The following is a 17,673-nucleotide window of genomic DNA, read 5'->3' as shown; positions in this document are numbered from 1 at the left end:
GGGCCGCCATGGGCCTGCCGGGTCAACCTATTGCCCAGTCATCCTACAACTTCCTCCCCAAGCGTCGCAGGGCCGTCCGGGCTACCGTCGAACGATGGACGCCGCGAGGCTGTGGTCGGCGCTCCGGACGGAGATCGGCGCCTGGGTGCGCTCCTCGCCCGGCACCCACATCTGGCTGCTGATCATCGGCGTCACCAGCCTGGTGATCGCCTCGGCCAGCGAGGGGCTGTCGGCCTTCCTCCTGCACCGCAACAGCAGCAACATCCACGAGCTCAACAAGCACCCACTGCAGTCGCTGCTCATCAGCGGCTTCTGGATAGAGCAGCCGTCCTCGTTCCTGCTCTACGCCGTGCTGTTCGAGATCTTCCACGCCAACGTCGAACGCTGGATCGGCACCCTGCGCTGGCTCGTCACGGTCGCCGTGGCTCACGTGGCGGCCACCCTCATCAGCCAGGAGGTGCTGCTGCTGACCATCGAGCACCACTCCGCCCCGCGCGCGATGAAGCACGTGGTCGACATAGGGGTCTCGTACGGGCTCGCCGCCGCCGCGGGCATCCTCGCCTACCGCGTGCCGCGGCCCTGGCGCTGGCCGTACCTCGCCGGGGTACTGCTCTTCTTCGCGCTGCCGCTGGTGACCGGAGGCACGTTCACGGACATCGGGCACGCCATCTCCGTGGCGCTGGGTCTGGCTTGCTGGCCGCTCACACGCGACCGTCCGACCTGGGACTTCGGCCGGTTGACCGAAGTCCCTGCGGTCGACAGGGCGCTCAGGCGAAAAGACGCTCCAGGACGGTCGCGATCCCGTCCTCGTCGTTCGACACGGTGATCTCGTCGGCCACGGCCTTGAGGTCGGGGTGCGCATTGGCCATGGCGACGCCGTAGGAGGCCCAGCCGAACATCGGGACGTCGTTCGGCATGTCGCCGAAGGCGATGGTGTCGGCGGCCTTCACGCCCAGCCGGCGTGCGGCCAGCGAGAGGCCTGTGGCCTTGCTCAGACCGAGCGGCAGGAGCTCGACTATCCCGGCGCCGGCCATCGTCACGTCCACCAGCCCGCCCGCCACCCGGCGCGCGACGTCCGCCAGGGCGTCGTCGCCGAGCTCCGGGTGCTGGAGGTAGAGCTTGTTGAGCGGGGCCGTCCACAGCTCGCCCGGCTCGGTGAGGGGAACGGCTGCGACCGGGCCCTCCTGGAGGCTGTAGCCGGGGCCGACCAGCACGTCGCCGTCCAGGCCGTCACGACTGGCGGCGAGGAACAGCGGACCCGCCTCCGCCTCGATCTTGGCGAGGGCGATCGCGGCGAGCTGCCGGTCCAGCGTCACGGACGTCAGCAGCCGGTGCTCACCGGCGTGGTAGACCTGCGCGCCCTGACCGCACACCGCGATCCCCCGGTAGTCCAGGGCGTCGAGGACGTGCCGGGTCCAGGCGACCGGCCGGCCGGTGACCACGATGTGCGCGGCACCGGCCTCGGTGACCCGCCGGAGGGCGGCACGGGTGCGCTCCGACACCGTCTCGTCGGAGCGCAGCAGCGTGCCGTCCAGATCGGTCGCCACCAGACGGAAGGGCAGGGCCCCCGGCGCGGGTGCACTCACTTGGCGACGGGCTCCAGCACCTCACGCCCGCCCAGGTACGGGCGCAGCACCTCGGGCACGTGGACCGAGCCGTCGGCCTGCTGGTGGTTCTCCAGCAGGGCCACGATCGTGCGCGGGATGGCGCACAGCGTGCCGTTGAGCGTGGCGAGCGGCTTGACGTTCTTGCCGTCGCGCATGCGCACCGACAGGCGGCGGGCCTGGAACTCGTCGCAGTTGGAGGTGGACGTCAGCTCGCGGTACTTGCCCTGGGTGGGGATCCACGCCTCGCAGTCGAACTTGCGGGAGGCGGAGGCTCCGAGGTCGCCGGTGGCCACGTCGATCACCTGGAAGGGCAGCTCAAGGCTCGTGAGCCACTGCTTCTCCCACTCCAGCAGGCGCGCGTGCTCCGCCTCGGCGTCCTCCGGCGCGACGTACGAGAACATCTCGACCTTGTCGAACTGGTGGACCCGGAAGATGCCCCGGGTGTCCTTGCCGTACGTGCCGGCCTCGCGGCGGAAGCAGGGCGAGAAGCCCGCGTAGCGCAGCGGCAGCCGGTCCGCCTCGACGATCTCGTCCATGTGGTACGCGGCGAGCGGGACCTCGGACGTGCCGACCAGGTAGAAGTCGTCCTTCTCCAGGTGGTAGACGTCCTGCGCGGCCTGGCCGAGGAAGCCGGTGCCCTCCATGGCGCGCGGCTTGACCAGGGCGGGGGTGAGCATCGGCGTGAAGCCGGCGGCGGTGGCCTGCGCGATGGCGGCGTTGACCAGGGCCAGCTCGAGCAGGGCGCCGACGCCCGTCAGGTAGTAGAAGCGCGAGCCGGACACCTTGGCGCCGCGCTCGACGTCGATCGCGCCGAGCGTCTGGCCGAGCTCCAGGTGGTCCTTGGGCTCGAAGCCCTCGGCGGCGAAGTCGCGCGGGGCGCCGACGGTCTCCAGGACGACGAAGTCGTCCTCGCCGCCGCGCGGCACGTCCGGGTGGACGAGGTTGCCGATCTGCAGCAGCAGGCGCTGCGTCTCGGCTGCGGCCTCGTCCTGCTCGGCGTCGGCCGCCTTGACGGCGGCGGCCAGCTCGCCGGCCTTCTTCAGCAGCTCGGCCTTCTCGTCGCCGGATGCCTTGGGGATGAGCTTGCCGAGCGACTTCTGCTCGGAGCGGAGTTCGTCGAAGCGGACGCCGGACGACCTGCGCCGCTCGTCGGCGGAGAGCAGTGCGTCGACGATGCCGACGTCCTCTCCACGGGCACGCTGGGACGCGCGCACTCGGTCGGGGTCCTCACGAAGCAGGCGAAGGTCAATCACCCCTCCAGGCTACCGTTGCGGGCTGCGTGTCCTCGACGCGATATTCCCTTTCGTGGCGATTTGCACCATTCTGGCGCGACAGGAAATGGCAGAGTCGTCGCCGGGAATCGCTCTCGCATCACTCGTGCGGGCGACGGGCGGGGAGTTGCCGGAAATTACCGGAAAAGGGGGCGGTAGTGGTTCCGTACCCCGAGAGGCCTTGTGTGTGGCGGGAGTTGAGCGCTTCTGTTGTCCACAGGAGCACCGCCCTCCGGTTCTTTGTCCACAGGCTGTGCGCTCAATCTGTGGATGTCGGAACTTCGGGTTCCGCTACTTCCGCCCTTCAGTGGGCATTTCCCGGATAAACCCCTTCCGGCTACCCATTCGAGTGGTATCTACCTGCCCCAAAGGGTTGTTCGAGGCTTTTCGGCTGACGCGCGACGCGGGGACGGTCGGCGGTCGGCTGTGGACGAGTCCGTGGATGGCTAGAGAGATTTGTCGACCTTGACCGTTTCGCGGGAGTGCCGGGCGCCCCGTTCTGTCGACTTATCCCCAGGTCGAGAACAGCCTGTGGATAAGTCTGTGGGTAACCCTGTGGGGAACTCTTCCCGCCCGGCTCGGGCGCGCCCGGCTCAGGCCCGGCCGTCCTGGGAGCGTGCCAGCCACTCCGCCGCCGCCACGAAGTCGCCGTCCGACGTCCCGTACCGCGGTTCCGGGGTGTCGCCCGGGGCCGCGCCCGCACGCGGATAGGACCCGAGGAACCGAACCTTCGGACAGATCCGCTTCAGCCCCATCAGGGCCTCGCCCACCCGGCGGTCGCTGATGTGCCCCTCGCAGTCGACCGAGAAGCAGTAGCGGCCCATGCCCTCGCCCGTGGGACGGGACTCGATGCGCATCAGGTTCACCCCGCGCACGGCGAACTCCTGCAGCAGCTCCATCAGCGCACCCGGGTGGTCGTCCCGCAGCCAGACGACGACGGACGTGCGGTCGAAGCCCGTACGCGCCGCCGGACGCGCCGGGCGGCCCGCCAGGACGAACCGGGTCTGTGCGTTCTGCGCGTCGTGGATGTCGGTGACGAGGGGCTCGAGTTCGTACGTCGCCGCGGCGAACTCGCCCGCGAACGCGGCGTCGTAGCGGCCTTCGCGGACCAGCCGGGCGCCGTCCGCGTTGGACGCCGCCGACTCCCACACGGCGTCCGGCAGGTGGGCGGCCAGCCAGTTGCGCACCTGGGGCTGGGCGACCGGGTGGCCGGTCACCGTCTTGACGTCGCCGAGGGTGGTGCCGGGGCGGACGAGGAGGGCGAAGGCGATCGGGAGGAGCACCTCCCGGTAGATCATCAGCGGTGCACCGGTGGCGAGTTCGTCGAGGGTCGCCGTGACGCCGCCCTCGACGGAGTTCTCGATCGGCACCAGGGCGCCCGCGGCCTCGCCGTTGCGGACGGCGTCCAGCGCCGCCGGCACGGAGAGCATGGGGATCAGCTCACGGGTGGCCGCCTCGGGGAGGGTGCGGAGGGCCGCCTCGGTAAAGGTGCCTTCCGGGCCGAGGTAGGTGTAGCTGCTGGCGGACATCACGCGAGCTCTCCTCCGTATCGATCACCGTGGGCCCCGCCACGATAGCGGGGGCGGGCGCCCCGCAGTGCCTCAGCCCTCCAGCAGCCGCTGCCCCACGTACTCCCCCTGCGCACAGCCGCCCGGCACCGCGAACAGTGCACTCGACTCGTGCCGCAGGAAGCGGGACAGGCCGTCGCCGCGGTCCAGCTTCCGCTGCACCGGCACGAAGCCCTTGAGCGGGTCCGCCTGCCACGCGACGAACAGCAGGCCCGCATCCGGTGCCCCGTCGTCGCGGAAGCCGTCGTGGTACGAGAAGGCGCGGCGCAGCATGGCCGCTCCCCGGTTGGAGGCCGGTGCGGCGACCCGGACGTGCGCGTCGCCCGCGATGGCCAGCGAGCCGTCGGCACCCAGCTTGTCCAGGTCCACCGGGGTGGTCTCCGTGCCGCCGGACAGCGGTGCGCCGTCCGACTTGCGGCGGCCGATCACCTTCTCCTGACGGTCCAGCGACAGCTGCTCCCAGCTGTCGAGGAGCATCCGGATGCGCCGCACGACCGCGTACGAGCCGCCCGCCATCCAGGCGTCCGCGCCCTTGCTGTCCTCCGGGACGAACACCTTGGCCGTGAAGTCGGTGTCCGACGTCTTGGGGTTGTTGGTGCCGTCGACCTGGCCCATCAGGTTGCGAGCGGTCATCGGCCGGCCGGTCGCGCCCGGCGTGCGGTTGAAGCCGTTCATCTGCCAGCGCAGCCGTGCCGTGCCGTCCGCCTGCTTCTGCAGCAGCCGCAGGGCGTGGAAGGCGACGAGGCCGTCGTCCGCGCCTATCTGCACCCACAGGTCGCCGTCGCTGCGCTTGGGGTCGAGCGCGTCGCCCGTGAAGGACGGCAGGGGTTCCAGGGCGGCGGGCCGCTTGTCGGCCAGGCCGGTGCGGTCGAAGAAGGTGCGTCCGAAGCCGAAGGTGACCGACAGGGACGACGGTCCGGCGTCCAGAGCGATGCCTGTGTCGTCGCCCTTGGGCGCCCGGCCCGCCATCAGCTCGGCCGCCGTGTCCGACCAGCGGCGCAGCAGTGCGGCCGCGGCCTTGCGGTCGGCGCCGGGCGCAAGGTCGAAGGCCATCAGGTGGCCGTGGGCCTGCGCCGGATCGGCGATGCCCGACTGGTGCGTGCCGTGGAAGGGCAAGGCGGCCGTGCCGACCCCGGACAGCGGTGCGACGTCGTCCCGCAGGGCCTCCGCCCCGAACGCCCCGCCCGCGCCGCCGACCACGAGACCGGCGGCGCCCACGGCACCCGCGGTGCCCAGCAGGCGCCGACGCGAGAGAGCGGGCTGTGCAACGTTCTTCTGACCGGTCTTGCTCTTCTGCTCGACCTTGTCTGTCGTGTCTGCCATCAGTTGATCTTCACGTTCCCGGTCTCGGTGACCTGGTCGATGTCGGAGGTCCGTACGGTCAGGGTCAGTTGCCACGTACCGGCCATCGGCAGCTGGAATCCGGTGGCCTGCCAGCGGCCCGCGGACTGCCGCTGCAGGGCGGTGCGCAGCGGGCCGATCGCCTTGTCCTTCTCGGTGAACGAGACGTTCAGCTCCGGGACATCGGCCGGGCGCCCGGAGGCGTCGGTCAGCCTGACGTCGACGGTGTTGGCGCCGGCGCGGGCCGGGCCGACGGTGATCACGGCGGTGCCGCGGCCGTTCGGGCCGCCCGTGTCGTAGGGGATCGTCACCTCGGCCGGGCCGGCCGAGGCCGGTGCGGAGCTCTCGGCGGACCCCGCCTGCCGCTGCTCGGTCTCCGCGCGGCCGGGCTGGGTGCCGGTCAGCACGGTGGTGACGGCGAGCAGGACGGCCGCGACCGCGGTCTCGGCGAGGACGGCGCGCCGCAGCCCGGTGCGGACGGTGTCCGCGTCGCGCTCCCGTTTCCCGGCCGCCTTGGCGAGTGCGGCCCGCTGCCGGGCGAGCTGTGCGGCGCGCTCGGGGGAGGCGGCGGACTGCACAGTGGACGCCTTCGGCTTCACGGCAGCCTTCTTCGGCTCCGGCCGTTCGTCCGTCAGCCGTCCCGTCCACCGCCGCGAGACGAATGCGACGGCCACCACGACGGCCACCAGGCCGACCTTGACCAGCAGCCAGCGCCCGTACTCCGTGTCCGTCAGCGCGTCCCACGAACCGACCTGCCGCCAGGACTGGTAGAGCCCGGTGGCCACCAGCACGCAGACCGAGACGAACGCCAGCCGGGAGAAACGCTGCGCTTCCGCACGCCGCACGGACTCGCCGGACCACAGAGTGGCCAGCAGTGCGGTCAGACCGCCCAGCCACACCGCGACGCCCAGCAGGTGCACGATGTCGACCGGCATGGCCAGCCACGCCTGAAGCCCCTGTGACGCGTGCTCGGCCAGGGCCCACGTCGCGGCCAGCCCGCCCGCGACGAGCGTGCCGCCGACGGCCAGCCCGTAGGCCACACCGCGCCGCTCGGCAGGCGTCTGTGCCGGACCGCCGTTCCGTGCACCGCTCTCGGCGTACGTGCCGAACAGCACGGCCAGGAACACCGCCGCCGCGCTCAGCAGCAGCAGCCGGGACAGCAGTGCCGCGCCCGGCTTGGTGGACAGGGCGTCGCCCAGCAGCGACAGGTCGAGGACGGCGCCCATCCCCTTGCCGCTCGTGTACGCACCGCGCAGCAGCAACAGCGCCGTGGTGGACAGGAACAGCGCGATCCAGCCGCCGACCGCGACCCGCTGCACCGGCCGCGAGGAGCGGCACACGCCGGCGAACACGCAGCCGCCGACCAGCAGCACGAAACCGCCGTACGCCGCGTAGCGGCCGATGCCGTAGAACGTGCCGACCAACGGATCTGTGCCACTGGTTGCCGACTGGGCGGTCACCGTCGTCTTCGACGGTGCTCCGACGGAGAAGGTGAACGCCCCGGCCACTGGATGGCTGTCCGCGGAGACCGCCTGCCAGGCCACCGTGTACGTGCCGTCGGCGATCCCGGCCCGTACCGCCACCGCCGCCGTGTCGGACTTGCCGTCCAGATGGGCGGGCCTGCCCTCGTCGACGCGCCGGCCCTGGGGGTCCAGGACGCGCACCGAGTCGGCGTTCAGCAGCACGCCTTCGGAGAAGGTGAGTTTGACCTGCTGCGGTGCGACGGGCACCACCGACCCGTCCTTCGGGTCGGTGGAGACGAGCGCCGCGTGCGCCGACGCGGTGCCCGCGCCCAGGCTCAGCGTGCACAGCAGTGCGGCGAACAGAGTGCCCAGGAGCGTCACTGTGCGCCGGGCGGCGGTGGCCTGAATCGTCATCGCGAGGTCAGCCCTGTGGGGCGGTGGGTCGATAAGAAGCAGCTTCGACGGGCACCTGGATCTTGATCGGTGCCGACGTGGCGAAGTGCAGCGTGAACTCGATCTTCTCGCCTTCCTTCGGCTTGTGCGCGAGCTTGCCGAGCATCAGGTGCGTACCGCCGCGCGACAGCGTGAGCTCGCCCTTCGATGGCACCTCCAGCTCCTCGGTGTGCTTCATCTGCGAGCCCTCGGTGGTGTGCAGGGTGACGTCCTGCGAGAGCGGGCTGGTGACCTTGGTGAGCGTGTCGGCCTTGCCGCCGTCGTTCTTCACGGTGAAGTACGCGGCCGCCATGTCGTCCATGGCGGGCTGCGGCATATAGGCGCCGCTCACGGACAGTTCGGCCTTCTGCGAGGCCTTCTTCTCCGCATCGCAGCCGGTGACCGCGAGGAGCCCTCCGGCGAGCAGCAGCGGAAGGGCGACGGCGGTGGCGACGGTGGTCCTGCGCATCACGGGTTCTCCCCCTTGACGATCTTCGGGAGATCCTGGGCGTACTGGTCGGAGGTGGTGGACGAGGTGTAGATCCAGTGGGCCGCGTCGTCCTTCGGCGAGAAGCCGACGACCTCGGCGCCGTGGCTGACGGTGATCGAGCCGTCCTTCTCTTTCTTCGGCTTCTCCACCAGGATGCCGAGCGGCTTGGCGGCGGCCTGGATGGTGTCGAAGTCACCGGTCAGGCCGACGATGTTCTGACCGCCCTGTGCGTCGAGCCACTCGCGCATGCGCTTGGGGGTGTCGCGCTCGGGGTCGGTGGTGACGAAGACGACCTGGAGCTTCTCCTGGTCCTCCTTGGACAGCTTCTTTGTCGCGGCCGCTATGTCGGAGACGACCGTCGAGCAGACGTCGGGGCAGTAGGTGTAGCCGAAGTAGAGCAGGACCGGACGGCCCTTGGTCTCCTTGAGCAGCTCGTACTTCTTGTCCGACGTGTCCGTCAGGACCAGGTCCGGCTTGTCCTTCGGGGTGTCGAGCGTGATGGCCGCCTTCTTGGGCGAGGCGGAGACGTCGGCGACGGGCTTGTCCCCGCTGCTGTCCGATCCGCCGCAGGCGGTCAGGGTGAGCGCGGCGGCCATGGCCAGGGCCGCGCCCAGGATCTTGGTGCGCATGAGTTCTTCCCGGGTTCGGCCGGGCGGGCCCGCGGCGGGCCCGCCCGGCGTGAGGCGGACGGCTGTGCGGGTCAGGAGGCGTCGGCGGACTTGCGGCGGCGGCCGGCGAACACGCCGTAGGCGACACCGGCGGCGCCGAGGGCTATGCCGGCGGCGCCGAGGGCGCGGGCGGTGGTGTCCGAGCCGGAGCCGGACTTCTCGGAGGCGGCGGCCGCGGGCTTGTCGTCCGCCTTGCTCTTGTCCGCAGAGCCCGCGGCGCCGGCCTTGTCGACCAGCTTGAGCACCGGGGCCGGGTGCTCCGGCTCCTGGCCGCCCGGCTTGGAGGCGTCGATCCAGCGCACCACGTCGTCGTCGGAGTAGGTCTGGAGCGCCTTGAAGGTCAGCTGGTCGGCGTCCTTGGGCAGCGGGCCGACCGACAGCGGGAACTGCTGGAACTGGCCCGGGTCGATCTTGCCGCCGGACCAAGTGATCTTGGTGACGGCCTCGTTGACGGTCCCGTCGTCCGTCTGCAGCGGCTTGTCGAGCTTCGACTTCTCGACCTTGACGTCCCAGCCCGGCACAGGCTGCGGCATCACCGAGGCGAGCGGGTGCTGCGGGTCGAGCGTGAGCTCCAGCTTGACCGTCGAGGCGTTGTCCTTCTCGTTCGGCACCTTGAGGGCGATGGTGCCGTAACCGCCCTTCTCGGCCGTGCCCGGCTGCACGCTCACGTGCGCGAAGGCGGGGGCCGCGAGCAGCAGCACGCTGCCCGCGGCGACACCGGCGGCGAGGGGGAGACGGCGGCGGAGCCGGGAGACGACAGAGGTTGCGTTCATGGGATGACACTCCACAGGCAGGAGGGACGAGAGAGGCGTTCGGCGCGCGTGCGGCAGCAGCGCGGACGCCCTCCCGCCGTAATGCCGGAGTGCGCCGCGTCGTCAGGCCGCGAGGGCGAAGCGCGGCGGTCCCCGCCTGATCACGACGTGCTGGAGCTCCGGCTCGCGGGCCGGACGCTCGTCGTCCCCGTGGGCGTGCCGGACGGACGGCACCTCGTGTGCACCGGCAGCCGGGTGCACCAGCGACGCCACGAGCACCAGCGCGGCCCGCAGCGCCCGTATGAGCGCCGCCTCCGCAACACCCTGCGCCCCCTGGGCCGACAGCTCCAGCGTCTTCCACAGCGCGGCCTCGCCGCGGCGCAGCACCCAGCCCAGGGCCAGGGCCGCGAGGACGTGGCCGAGCACCATCGGGAGGGAGGAGGGGATGACGTGCGCGAGGAGGTCGCAGGGGCCGGTATCGGCCGCGGTCCCCATGGACATCCCGTCCATCGGCGCCGCCCCCGGCACATGGGTCGCGGGGTCGAACCCGGCGTCGGTGATGACCTGGCGCGCCTGGGCGGCGGTCATCCGGTGCGGCTGGTTGCACACCAGCTGCGCCGCGAAGTCGATCAACCGTCCGTCGGATCCGGCCTGTTGCCGGACCGCCTCGGCGCCCTGCTGCCCGAGTCCGAACAGCGTGTGCAGCGCGAGCTGGCCCACGGCCAGCAGGGCCGCTATCCCCGGCAGCGAGCGCTCCCGGCCGGCCAGCGGCACGGCCACCGCGAAGACGGCCGCAAAGCCTGCGCCCAGCGTCCACAGCGGCACGCTCGCGCAGGAGGCCAGCGCGTGCCCGCCCGCGGACAGCAGAACACAGACCGCGGTGAACACCGCGGCCCGTATCAGTCGCAGATCCGCGCCGGCGCGCGCGACGGGGTGAGGCATGGCTGCGTCATCATCCCACCGCGACCGCCCCCCACCCACGGCGGGTGTCCGGATTTCCACCATGGCCGTCCGGATCCTCCTCATCGGCGCCATACACCGCGGGACCACCTCCGCACATCGGCCGAATGAGCGGACTCACACACCCGGCAGGCTTACGGGCGGCCGGTCGTGGCTATACGTATCGGTATGTCGAGCCGCAGCCAGGAGGCTGAGCATGAGCATTTGGTGGTCACTCCACTTGCGGCGCGAGGCTGCGAGCGTTCCGCTCGCCAGGCGCCTGCTGATCGGTGCCATGGAGACGGCCGGGGTCGATCCCGATACGTCCTACGACCTTGCCGTAGCGCTGAGCGAGGCCTGTGCCAACGCCGTCGAGCACGGCGGTGACTCCTCCGCCGGCTACCGCGTCACCGCTCTGATCGACGGGGACACCTGCCGCATCGAGGTCACCGACTCGGGCCCCGGCTTCGCCGGCGGCCCTCGTTCCGGGTCCCGCCCCCATCCGGCGTGTCACCCCCGCCCGCAGACCCCGGTCTCCGTCCAGGACGAAAACGGCCGGGGTCTCTTCCTGATCGCCTCCCTCACCGATCACGTCCGTGTCCGCAACCGCCCCGGGCGCCAGGGGGCGGTGGTCAGTTTCGACAAGATCCTCAAATGGAGAGACGGCGGCCCTCCGGCGGCCGCGCTGTTGCAGGCTTCCTGAGGGGTGCCAGAGCGCGGGTCGCACCGCCGGTCACCAAGGCCAGCGCCACCAGCCCGGCGCTGACCCACAGGGGCGAGCGGTAGCCGAGGCCGCCGTCGAGGGCGAGGGCGCCGAGGGACGGGCCGACCGCGGCGCCCACGTTGAGGGCGGCCGTGGCGAACCCGCCGGCCAGGGTGGGGGCTTCGCCGCCCGCGTGGAGCGCCTGCGTGATCAGCGTGGATCCGACGCCGAACGACAGGGCGCCCTGGACGAAGACGAGGACGAGGGCGGTCACCGGGTTCCCGGCCGTCAGCGCGAGGACGACCCAGCCGACGAGCAGGGCCGCACCCCCGGCCACCAGGACCTGCCGGGCCCGCGTGTCGGCCAGCCGGCCGCCGGCGGTGACACCGGCGAACGACCCCAGTCCGAAGAGGGCGAGCAGGGCCGGCACCCATGTGTCCGCGAAACCGGTGACGTTGGTGAACAGCGGTGCGAGGTAGGTGAAGCTGCAGAACGTCGCGCCGTTGACGAGAGCGCCCAGCAGCAGGGTCACCAGCAGCCGCGGGCGGCGCAGCGCCCGCAGCTCACGGCGCACGCCGGGAACCGCGGCGTCGGGGGCGTCGTCCGGCACCGAGCGCAGCACGGCGAAGACGGCCGGCACCGACAGGACGACCACGGCCCAGAACGCCGAGCGCCACCCCCAGAACCGACCGAGCAGGGCGCCGCCCGGAACGCCCACGACGCAGGCGAGGGTCACCCCGCCGAGCAGGATCGAGGTGGCCCGGCCCTTGGCGTCGGGCCCGGCCATGGCGGCCGCGGTCGCCACGGCGACGGCCAGGAAGCCGGCGTTGGCCAGGGCGCCCACGGCCCGGGTGACCAGCAGGATCCCGAAGTCGGTGGTCAGCGCACCGGCGACGTGCACGACGAGGAAGGAGATCAGGAAGGACAGCAGGGCGCGGCGCTTCGGCCAGCGCATGCTCAGCATGGCCATCAGCGGGGCGCCGATGATCATTCCCACGGCGAATGCCGAGGTCAGTGTGCCGGCCGTACCGATGGAGACACCCAGGTTCTCTGCGATGTCCGCCACGAGACCGGACAGCATGAACTCGGACATCCCCTGGGCGAAGACCGCAAGTCCGAGCACGTAAACAGCGAGTGGCATCAAGGCTCCGTAACCGTCCAGCCGGGCGCGCAGGGGCGCACCGCGCGAAGAAAAGGAGGACCCGTCTGCGGCACATCGATGTCAGATGTCATGTCGATGACGCACGGAACGGGTTCAACACAGCCCGCACTACGGTGATCCGGTGGCAGAAGCAGACGGCGCAGCCCCTCTGCGGCCACGGGGGCGGCAGAGCCTCACTGCGACACGTGCGGCACGTGCGATACGGCACGAGCAGCCACCGGACGACCGGTGGCTAGCGTCTGGACGCCTCGGGGCTGGACATGGGGGCAGCGTAAATACCTCGGACACGGCAAGTCCACTGCTTTACCGGCCCGTTCACGGGTCACACCCGCCAGACGCACGGGAGCCGCGGCCCGCTCGTGCGGACCGCGGCTCCCGGGAGGCGAGGGGGGATCAGCCCTTGAGCCCCGCCATCCACGCCTCGACGTCCGCGGAGGTACGCGGCAGTGCGGCGGAGAGGTTCCGGTTGCCGTCCTCGGTGACGAGGATGTCGTCCTCGATGCGGACGCCGATGCCCCGGTACTCCTCCGGCACGGTCAGGTCGTCGGCCTGGAAGTACAGGCCGGGCTCGACGGTGAGGACCATGCCGGGCTCCAGGACGCCGTCGACGTAGGTCTCGGTGCGGGCGACCGCGCAGTCGTGGACGTCCAGGCCGAGCATGTGGCCGGTGCCGTGCAGGGTCCAGCGGCGCTGCAGGCCGAGCTCCAGGGCGCGCTCGACCGGGCCCTCGAGCAGGCCCCACTCGATGAGCTTCGCGGCGAGGACGCGCTGGGCGGCGTCGTGGAAGTCGCGGTACTTGGCGCCGGGGCGGACGGCCGCGATGCCGGCCTCCTGGGCCTCGTACACGGCGTCGTAGATCTTGCGCTGCAGCTCGGAGTAGGTGCCGTTGATCGGCAGGGTGCGGGTGACGTCCGCGGTGTAGAGGGTGCGGGTCTCCACGCCGGCGTCCAGGAGCAGCAGGTCGCCGGAGCGGACCGGGCCGTCGTTGCGCACCCAGTGCAGGGTGGTGGCGTGCGGGCCGGCGGCGCAGATGGAGCCGTAGCCTATGTCGTTGCCCTCGACGCGGGCGCGCAGGAAGAACGTTCCTTCGATGTACCGCTCGCTGGTGGCCTCGGCCTTGTCGAGGACCTTCACGACGTCCTCGAAGCCGCGCACCGTGGAGTCGACGGCCTTCTGCAGCTCGGCTATCTCGAAGGCGTCCTTGACCAGGCGCTGCTCGCTGACGAAGACCCGCAGCTCCTCGTCGCGCTCGGCGGTGACGTTGCTGTCGGGGTTGTCCGTCAGTGCCGCCTCGATGCCGGCGTCGTGGCCGCGGACGACGCGGACGGGGCCGGTGGCCTCGCGCAGGGCGTCGGCGAGCCGGCGCACGTCGCGGGCGGGGATGCCGAGCAGCTGCTCGGCCTCGGTGAGGCTGTGCCGTCGGCCGACCCAGAGCTCGCCCTGGCCGTCCAGCCAGAACTCGCCGTTCTCGCGGTCGGAGCGGGGCAGCAGGTAGACCGTCGCCTCGTGGCCCTCGCCGGCCGTCGGCTCCAGGACCAGGACGCCGTCCTCGGTCTGGTCGCCGGTGAGGTACACGTACTCGGTCGAGGCGCGGAAGCTGTACTCGGTGTCGTTCGAGCGGGTCTTCAGGTTGCCCGCGGGGATCACCAGACGCTCGCCGGGGAACCGCGCGGACAGCTCGGCGCGGCGCTTCGCGGTCTCCGCCGCCTGGGCTATGGGCTCCAGGTCGCGCAGTTCGGTATCGGCCCAGCCGGACTTCATGTTGGCGGCAAGCTCGTCGGAGACGGCCGGGTAGAGGCCGTTCTTCCGCTGCTTGATCGGCTCGTCACCTTCGGGGTTCTCGGGCGCGGGCTGCTCGGTCACTGCATTTCCTCCTCGAACGGGGCCGCGTTCCATCGTATGTGTGGCGGAAAGCGGACGAGGAGGGCTGTGCTCCATCGGATGACGTCGAATTTCCGGACGGTGATCGGACGATGATCACTCGAAGTGGGCGACGAGCAGCACGACGTCCTCGGCGTGCTCGGCGTCCTTGCCTCCGGTACCCGCCGTGCCGCCCTCCGGCAGGACGGTCCGCAGGACGTGGTCCGCGATGGCCTCCGGGTCGTGGCGCGCGGCCCGGGGGACGCTCGCAGCCGCCCGCTGCAGGCGGGTGAAGGCGCGGTCCATGGCGTCGCCGGTGCGGTGCAGCAGGCCGTCGCTGTAGAAGAGGAGCGTTTCTCCGGGTGCCGGTTCGATTTCCACGCTGGGCGCCTCCCAGCAGGCGAGCATGCCCAGCGGTGCCGAGAGCGAGGTCTCCACGTACTCGGCCCGGCCGTCGCCGATGATCAGCGGCGAGCAGTGCCCGGCCCCGGCCACGACGACCTTGCGCGCGGCGGGCTCGCAGTAGGCGAAGAGCGCGGTGGCGGCCCAGGAGGGCTCGGTCAGCCGCAGCAGGAGCTCGAGGTCGGAGAGGACGGCGACCGGATCCTCGCCCTCCATCACGGCGTACGCCCGCAGCGAGGCGCGCAGCCGGCCCATCGCGGCGACGGCGCCCGGCCCGGAGCCGGAGATCCCGCCGACGGCGAGGCCCAGCGCCCCCTCGGGCAGCGGAAGCGCGTCGTACCAGTCGCCGCCGCCCCCGGGGCCGGTGCGGTGGCGGACGGCGAGGCGGATGCCGGGGACCCGGGGGAGCCGGCCGGGCAGCAGCTCCTCGTGCAGGGTGGCGACGGTCTCGCGGGCGTGGGTCAGCTCGACGAGCCGGGCCAGGTGCTCGGCGGCGCAGCCGCAGTAGAGGCCGGCCAGGTGGCGGCGGCGTTCGGCGGGCTCGGCGGGCTCGTCGTAGAGCCAGACGGCGGCGCCGAGCCGGGGCCCGGGCGCCCGGCCCCCGGCCGCGGGCTCCAGCGGCACCGCGTAGCTGGCGGCGTAGCCCAGGCGGGCCGCGACCTCGCGGTGGCGTGGGTCGAGGCCGTCCTCGCCGGCGATGTCGGGGTGGGCCGTGCCGGAACGATTCCCCGTCCCCGTGGGCGGCAGGTCGTCGAGGAGCCGTACGTACCCGCCGTCGTGCGGAATGGTCTCGATGTGCCCGAGGTCCGCGCGGCCCAGCCCCAGGCCGACGGTGACGGGCCGGCCGGTGCCCTCGGACGGCTGCAGGGTGACCAGGCCGCGGCCGGCGCCGAGCAGCAGGGCTCCGGCGCGCAGCAGTTCGTGCAGGGCGGCGTCGAGGGTGGTGGTGCGCAGCAGCCGCTCGATCAGTTCCTGGAGCGTGGTGAGGTCGGAGATCCAGCCGGCGAGGCGGTCCTGGACGACGGCGTTCGGCGCGGGAGGTGCGGGGGAGGGCTCCGGGCGGTCCGGGGACGCGGGGACGGAGGGCTCGTCGGGGGCGGAAGTGTGCGGGGAAGCAGGGGGCGGTGGATTGATTCCGGCCACTTTCGGCAGGTGGGGCGCGGTCATGGCCGGCTGCCCGGGGCGGGCCGTGCGGAGGAGTGCTCCCGGCCGGCCGGACGCGCCGTCCGCCGCGATTCGACGGACCGTTGTGACCAGGCTGTTGGTCTGCGCGTTCTGGTGAATAGCATCGCAAACCCCCTGTCGTGTTGCGCGCTATCAGTGCTCCACATGTACACGCCCGGGCAAGGGGATGTCCAGCATTGGACCAGTGGGATTGGTGGTGTCTGGGAGGTTCCGTGCGCCTTGAAGTTTGGCCGGAAAATACTGTCGTGGCCTTGGAATTGCGATCGACTGGCGTCGCTCGAACAGCGCGTCACACCCACCCTGGTGGGTACGTACTCGGAGAAGGGCAGGGGCAGTTGGGGCCGCCCCGGAACCCGGCGGCGGACCCGAGCGTCTCTACCGTCAACGGCCACGCCCGTCCCCGAGCGGCGTGGGGCAACCCATGCCGCGGGCGAGGGGCGCACCGGAGCAGCACGAAGCGCCATACGCGCGCCACCCCCCGCCACGTTTCACGCTCGGCCCGCGGCATGATGCGCTGCGTTGTACGCGCAGAGACCAGTTGATCCATGTGGTGAGCGGCCTCGCAGGGGCCACGGCGCGTTGAGTACCGCGCCATGCAGTGCCCGTAGTGCCATGTGTTCCAAGCAGTCCCGTGCAGTCCATGCGACGGCCATGGAAGTGCCATGTAGTGCGAGACGGTTCCCGCCGCCGGGCGGGAGTCGGTCCTTCGGCGTTCACGGAAAGGAACGAGCGCTCATGCGCGAGATCCTCGGAAGGCGACGCAAGCTCTCCCTCCGGCGTGCCGGCCGGTCCGCGGTGCTCACCGCGGCCCTGACGTACGCCACGGAGTGGCAGTGGCCCGTACTCCCCGGAGTGGGGCTGCGGCCGGGCGGTGGCCGGGTGCGGGAGTGCGGCTGCCCGGACCCCGACTGCGCGGTCCCCGGCGCCCACCCCTTCGACCCCGGTCTGCTGGCCGCGACCACCGACACCCGGATGGTCCGCTGGTGGTGGACCAACCGGCCCGAGGCACCCGTCGTGCTCGCCACGGGCGGGCGGGCGCCGTGCGCGGTGAGCCTGCCCGCGGTGGCGGGCGCCCGGGCGCTGGCGGCCCTCGACCGCGCGGGCGTGCGGGTGGGCCCCGTGGTGGCGACGCCCACCCGCTGGTCCCTGCTGGTGGCCCCGTACTCGCTGGAGGTGCTCGGCGAACTGCTGCACCGCCAGGACTGGGTGCCCGGCTCGCTGCGCTTCCACAACGAGGGCGGCTACGTGGTGCTGCCGCCGTCCCCCACGGGGGCCGGCCGGGTGCGCTGGGAGCGGGCGCCGCGGCCGGGCGGCAGCGTGGCGGGGTCCGGTGCCGGGAACGGGCGTGTGCCGGGGGCCGGTTCGGGGCGGCTGCTGCGGGCCGGCCGGATCGACTCCTCCGCGCGGCCCTGGCTGCCGGACGTGGCCACCGTCGTGGACGTCCTGGTGGAGAAGAGCGCCGACAGCGGGACGTCCGGCGGTGGCAGCCGGCTCACGTACTGAGACGCCGCCGGGGCGCCGCGCCGATCGTGCGGAGGGGCAAGGGCGTTGACGCGGCCCGGGCCCGGACCGGCCGGTTCCTAGGGCAATCCGGGGACATTCCGAGGACAGGTGAGAGCGCGTACGGACGGGAGACGCCCGCGCTCTCACTCGTTCGGGTGTAACCAACCCCGAGATGTCCCGGGAAACGGCCGTGTGGGGGCATCAAGACCCGTTCCCGCCCGCTATGTTCGGGTGACCGGGCCTGTGTCGGGTGCCGCGCGCAGCGCAGCAGGCGCCGTCGGTCCGGTTCATCCGCAGGGGCGTGCCGTCGAGCCGTCCTGCGATCAG

At 72.0% G+C, this 17,673-nt stretch carries 15 protein-coding genes; 3 read left to right on the top strand and 12 right to left on the bottom strand.

What is annotated here, in order from left to right:
* Positions 1-94 precede the first annotated feature (94 nt).
* Positions 95-826 (top strand): rhomboid-like protein, encoded by a 732-nt coding sequence (locus ACMATS_RS18970; protein ID WP_391150306.1) that lies wholly within the window; start codon positions 95-97, stop codon positions 824-826.
* On the opposite strand, the gene ACMATS_RS18965 is transcribed toward ACMATS_RS18970, so the two are convergent.
* The 9 genes from ACMATS_RS18965 to ACMATS_RS18925 form a co-directional block, all read right to left on the bottom strand.
* Positions 768-1,586: an HAD family hydrolase gene (locus ACMATS_RS18965; RefSeq protein WP_390777209.1), complete on the bottom strand. Its 819-nt coding sequence runs from the start codon at positions 1,584-1,586 to the stop codon at positions 768-770. The two genes, ACMATS_RS18970 and ACMATS_RS18965, sit on opposite strands and share 59 nt — an antisense overlap.
* On the bottom strand, positions 1,583-2,860 hold the full coding sequence (gene serS, locus ACMATS_RS18960; protein WP_390777208.1) for a serine--tRNA ligase: 1,278 nt from the start codon (positions 2,858-2,860) through the stop codon (positions 1,583-1,585). Before serS ends, ACMATS_RS18965 begins: the two co-directional genes overlap by 4 nt.
* Positions 2,861-3,471: 611 nt before the next feature.
* Positions 3,472-4,407, bottom strand: coding sequence for a prephenate dehydratase (gene pheA, locus ACMATS_RS18955; RefSeq protein WP_390777207.1), 936 nt, complete (start codon positions 4,405-4,407; stop codon positions 3,472-3,474).
* 72 nt (positions 4,408-4,479) lie between these two features.
* The gene (gene efeB, locus ACMATS_RS18950; protein WP_414168552.1) at positions 4,480-5,769 is read right to left on the bottom strand and encodes an iron uptake transporter deferrochelatase/peroxidase subunit; all 1,290 of its coding nucleotides are present in this window, start codon (positions 5,767-5,769) and stop codon (positions 4,480-4,482) included.
* Positions 5,769-7,664: a FixH family protein gene (locus ACMATS_RS18945; protein ID WP_414168551.1), complete on the bottom strand. Its 1,896-nt coding sequence runs from the start codon at positions 7,662-7,664 to the stop codon at positions 5,769-5,771. The genes efeB and ACMATS_RS18945 overlap by 1 nt, the downstream gene beginning before the upstream one ends.
* A gap of 7 nt (positions 7,665-7,671) precedes the next feature.
* Positions 7,672-8,151, bottom strand: coding sequence for a copper chaperone PCu(A)C (locus tag ACMATS_RS18940; RefSeq protein WP_414168550.1), 480 nt, complete (start codon positions 8,149-8,151; stop codon positions 7,672-7,674).
* Positions 8,151-8,801 carry an SCO family protein gene (locus ACMATS_RS18935; RefSeq protein WP_390777203.1) on the bottom strand — a complete coding sequence of 217 codons (651 nt, stop codon included), beginning with the start codon at positions 8,799-8,801 and terminating at the stop codon, positions 8,151-8,153. Before ACMATS_RS18935 ends, ACMATS_RS18940 begins: the two co-directional genes overlap by 1 nt.
* Before the next feature lie 71 nt (positions 8,802-8,872).
* Complete coding sequence (locus ACMATS_RS18930; RefSeq protein WP_390777202.1) at positions 8,873-9,613, bottom strand: YcnI family protein; 741 nt, start codon at positions 9,611-9,613, stop codon at positions 8,873-8,875.
* A 102-nt stretch (positions 9,614-9,715) separates the two neighbouring features.
* The gene (locus ACMATS_RS18925) at positions 9,716-10,534 is read right to left on the bottom strand and encodes a hypothetical protein (RefSeq protein WP_414168549.1); all 819 of its coding nucleotides are present in this window, start codon (positions 10,532-10,534) and stop codon (positions 9,716-9,718) included.
* Between the two features lie 214 nt (positions 10,535-10,748).
* Between ACMATS_RS18925 and ACMATS_RS18920 the strand changes: the two genes are divergently transcribed.
* Entirely contained in the window at positions 10,749-11,234 is a 486-nt protein-coding gene (locus ACMATS_RS18920; protein WP_390777200.1) for an ATP-binding protein, read from the top strand.
* Here the strand turns inward: ACMATS_RS18920 and ACMATS_RS18915 are convergent.
* The 3 genes from ACMATS_RS18915 to ACMATS_RS18905 form a co-directional block, all read right to left on the bottom strand.
* Entirely contained in the window at positions 11,182-12,375 is a 1,194-nt protein-coding gene (locus ACMATS_RS18915; protein WP_414168548.1) for a Cmx/CmrA family chloramphenicol efflux MFS transporter, read from the bottom strand. The two genes, ACMATS_RS18920 and ACMATS_RS18915, sit on opposite strands and share 53 nt — an antisense overlap.
* A 414-nt stretch (positions 12,376-12,789) precedes the next feature.
* A complete protein-coding gene (locus ACMATS_RS18910) occupies positions 12,790-14,292 on the bottom strand; it encodes an aminopeptidase P family protein (RefSeq protein ID WP_390777198.1) in 1,503 nt (500 codons plus the stop codon).
* A gap of 81 nt (positions 14,293-14,373) precedes the next feature.
* Complete coding sequence (locus ACMATS_RS18905; protein ID WP_414168547.1) at positions 14,374-15,825, bottom strand: PP2C family protein-serine/threonine phosphatase; 1,452 nt, start codon at positions 15,823-15,825, stop codon at positions 14,374-14,376.
* Between the two features lie 753 nt (positions 15,826-16,578).
* Here ACMATS_RS18905 and ACMATS_RS18900 point away from each other — a divergent pair.
* The gene (locus ACMATS_RS18900) at positions 16,579-17,346 is read left to right on the top strand and encodes a bifunctional DNA primase/polymerase (RefSeq protein ID WP_390777196.1); all 768 of its coding nucleotides are present in this window, start codon (positions 16,579-16,581) and stop codon (positions 17,344-17,346) included.
* Positions 17,347-17,673 lie beyond the last annotated feature (327 nt).

The sequence above is a fragment of the Streptoverticillium reticulum genome, assembly GCF_047456005.1.
Taxonomy (GTDB): domain Bacteria; phylum Actinomycetota; class Actinomycetes; order Streptomycetales; family Streptomycetaceae; genus Streptomyces; species Streptomyces reticulum.
Note: the sequence above shows the minus strand (reverse complement) of the source record. Positions and strands in the feature narration are given on the sequence as shown.

Coding starts and splice junctions, on each gene's coding strand:
- ACMATS_RS18970 (WP_391150306.1), top strand. CDS start 95: ATGGACGCCGCGAGGCTGTGGTCGGCGCTCCGGACGGAGATCGGCGCC.
- pheA (WP_390777207.1), bottom strand. CDS start 4,407: ATGTCCGCCAGCAGCTACACCTACCTCGGCCCGGAAGGCACCTTTACC.
- efeB (WP_414168552.1), bottom strand. CDS start 5,769: ATGGCAGACACGACAGACAAGGTCGAGCAGAAGAGCAAGACCGGTCAG.
- ACMATS_RS18945 (WP_414168551.1), bottom strand. CDS start 7,664: ATGACGATTCAGGCCACCGCCGCCCGGCGCACAGTGACGCTCCTGGGC.
- ACMATS_RS18940 (WP_414168550.1), bottom strand. CDS start 8,151: ATGCGCAGGACCACCGTCGCCACCGCCGTCGCCCTTCCGCTGCTGCTC.
- ACMATS_RS18935 (WP_390777203.1), bottom strand. CDS start 8,801: ATGCGCACCAAGATCCTGGGCGCGGCCCTGGCCATGGCCGCCGCGCTC.
- ACMATS_RS18930 (WP_390777202.1), bottom strand. CDS start 9,613: ATGAACGCAACCTCTGTCGTCTCCCGGCTCCGCCGCCGTCTCCCCCTC.
- ACMATS_RS18925 (WP_414168549.1), bottom strand. CDS start 10,534: ATGCCTCACCCCGTCGCGCGCGCCGGCGCGGATCTGCGACTGATACGG.
- ACMATS_RS18920 (WP_390777200.1), top strand. CDS start 10,749: ATGAGCATTTGGTGGTCACTCCACTTGCGGCGCGAGGCTGCGAGCGTT.
- ACMATS_RS18915 (WP_414168548.1), bottom strand. CDS start 12,375: ATGCCACTCGCTGTTTACGTGCTCGGACTTGCGGTCTTCGCCCAGGGG.
- ACMATS_RS18910 (WP_390777198.1), bottom strand. CDS start 14,292: ATGGAACGCGGCCCCGTTCGAGGAGGAAATGCAGTGACCGAGCAGCCC.
- ACMATS_RS18905 (WP_414168547.1), bottom strand. CDS start 15,825: ATGACCGCGCCCCACCTGCCGAAAGTGGCCGGAATCAATCCACCGCCC.
- ACMATS_RS18900 (WP_390777196.1), top strand. CDS start 16,579: ATGCGCGAGATCCTCGGAAGGCGACGCAAGCTCTCCCTCCGGCGTGCC.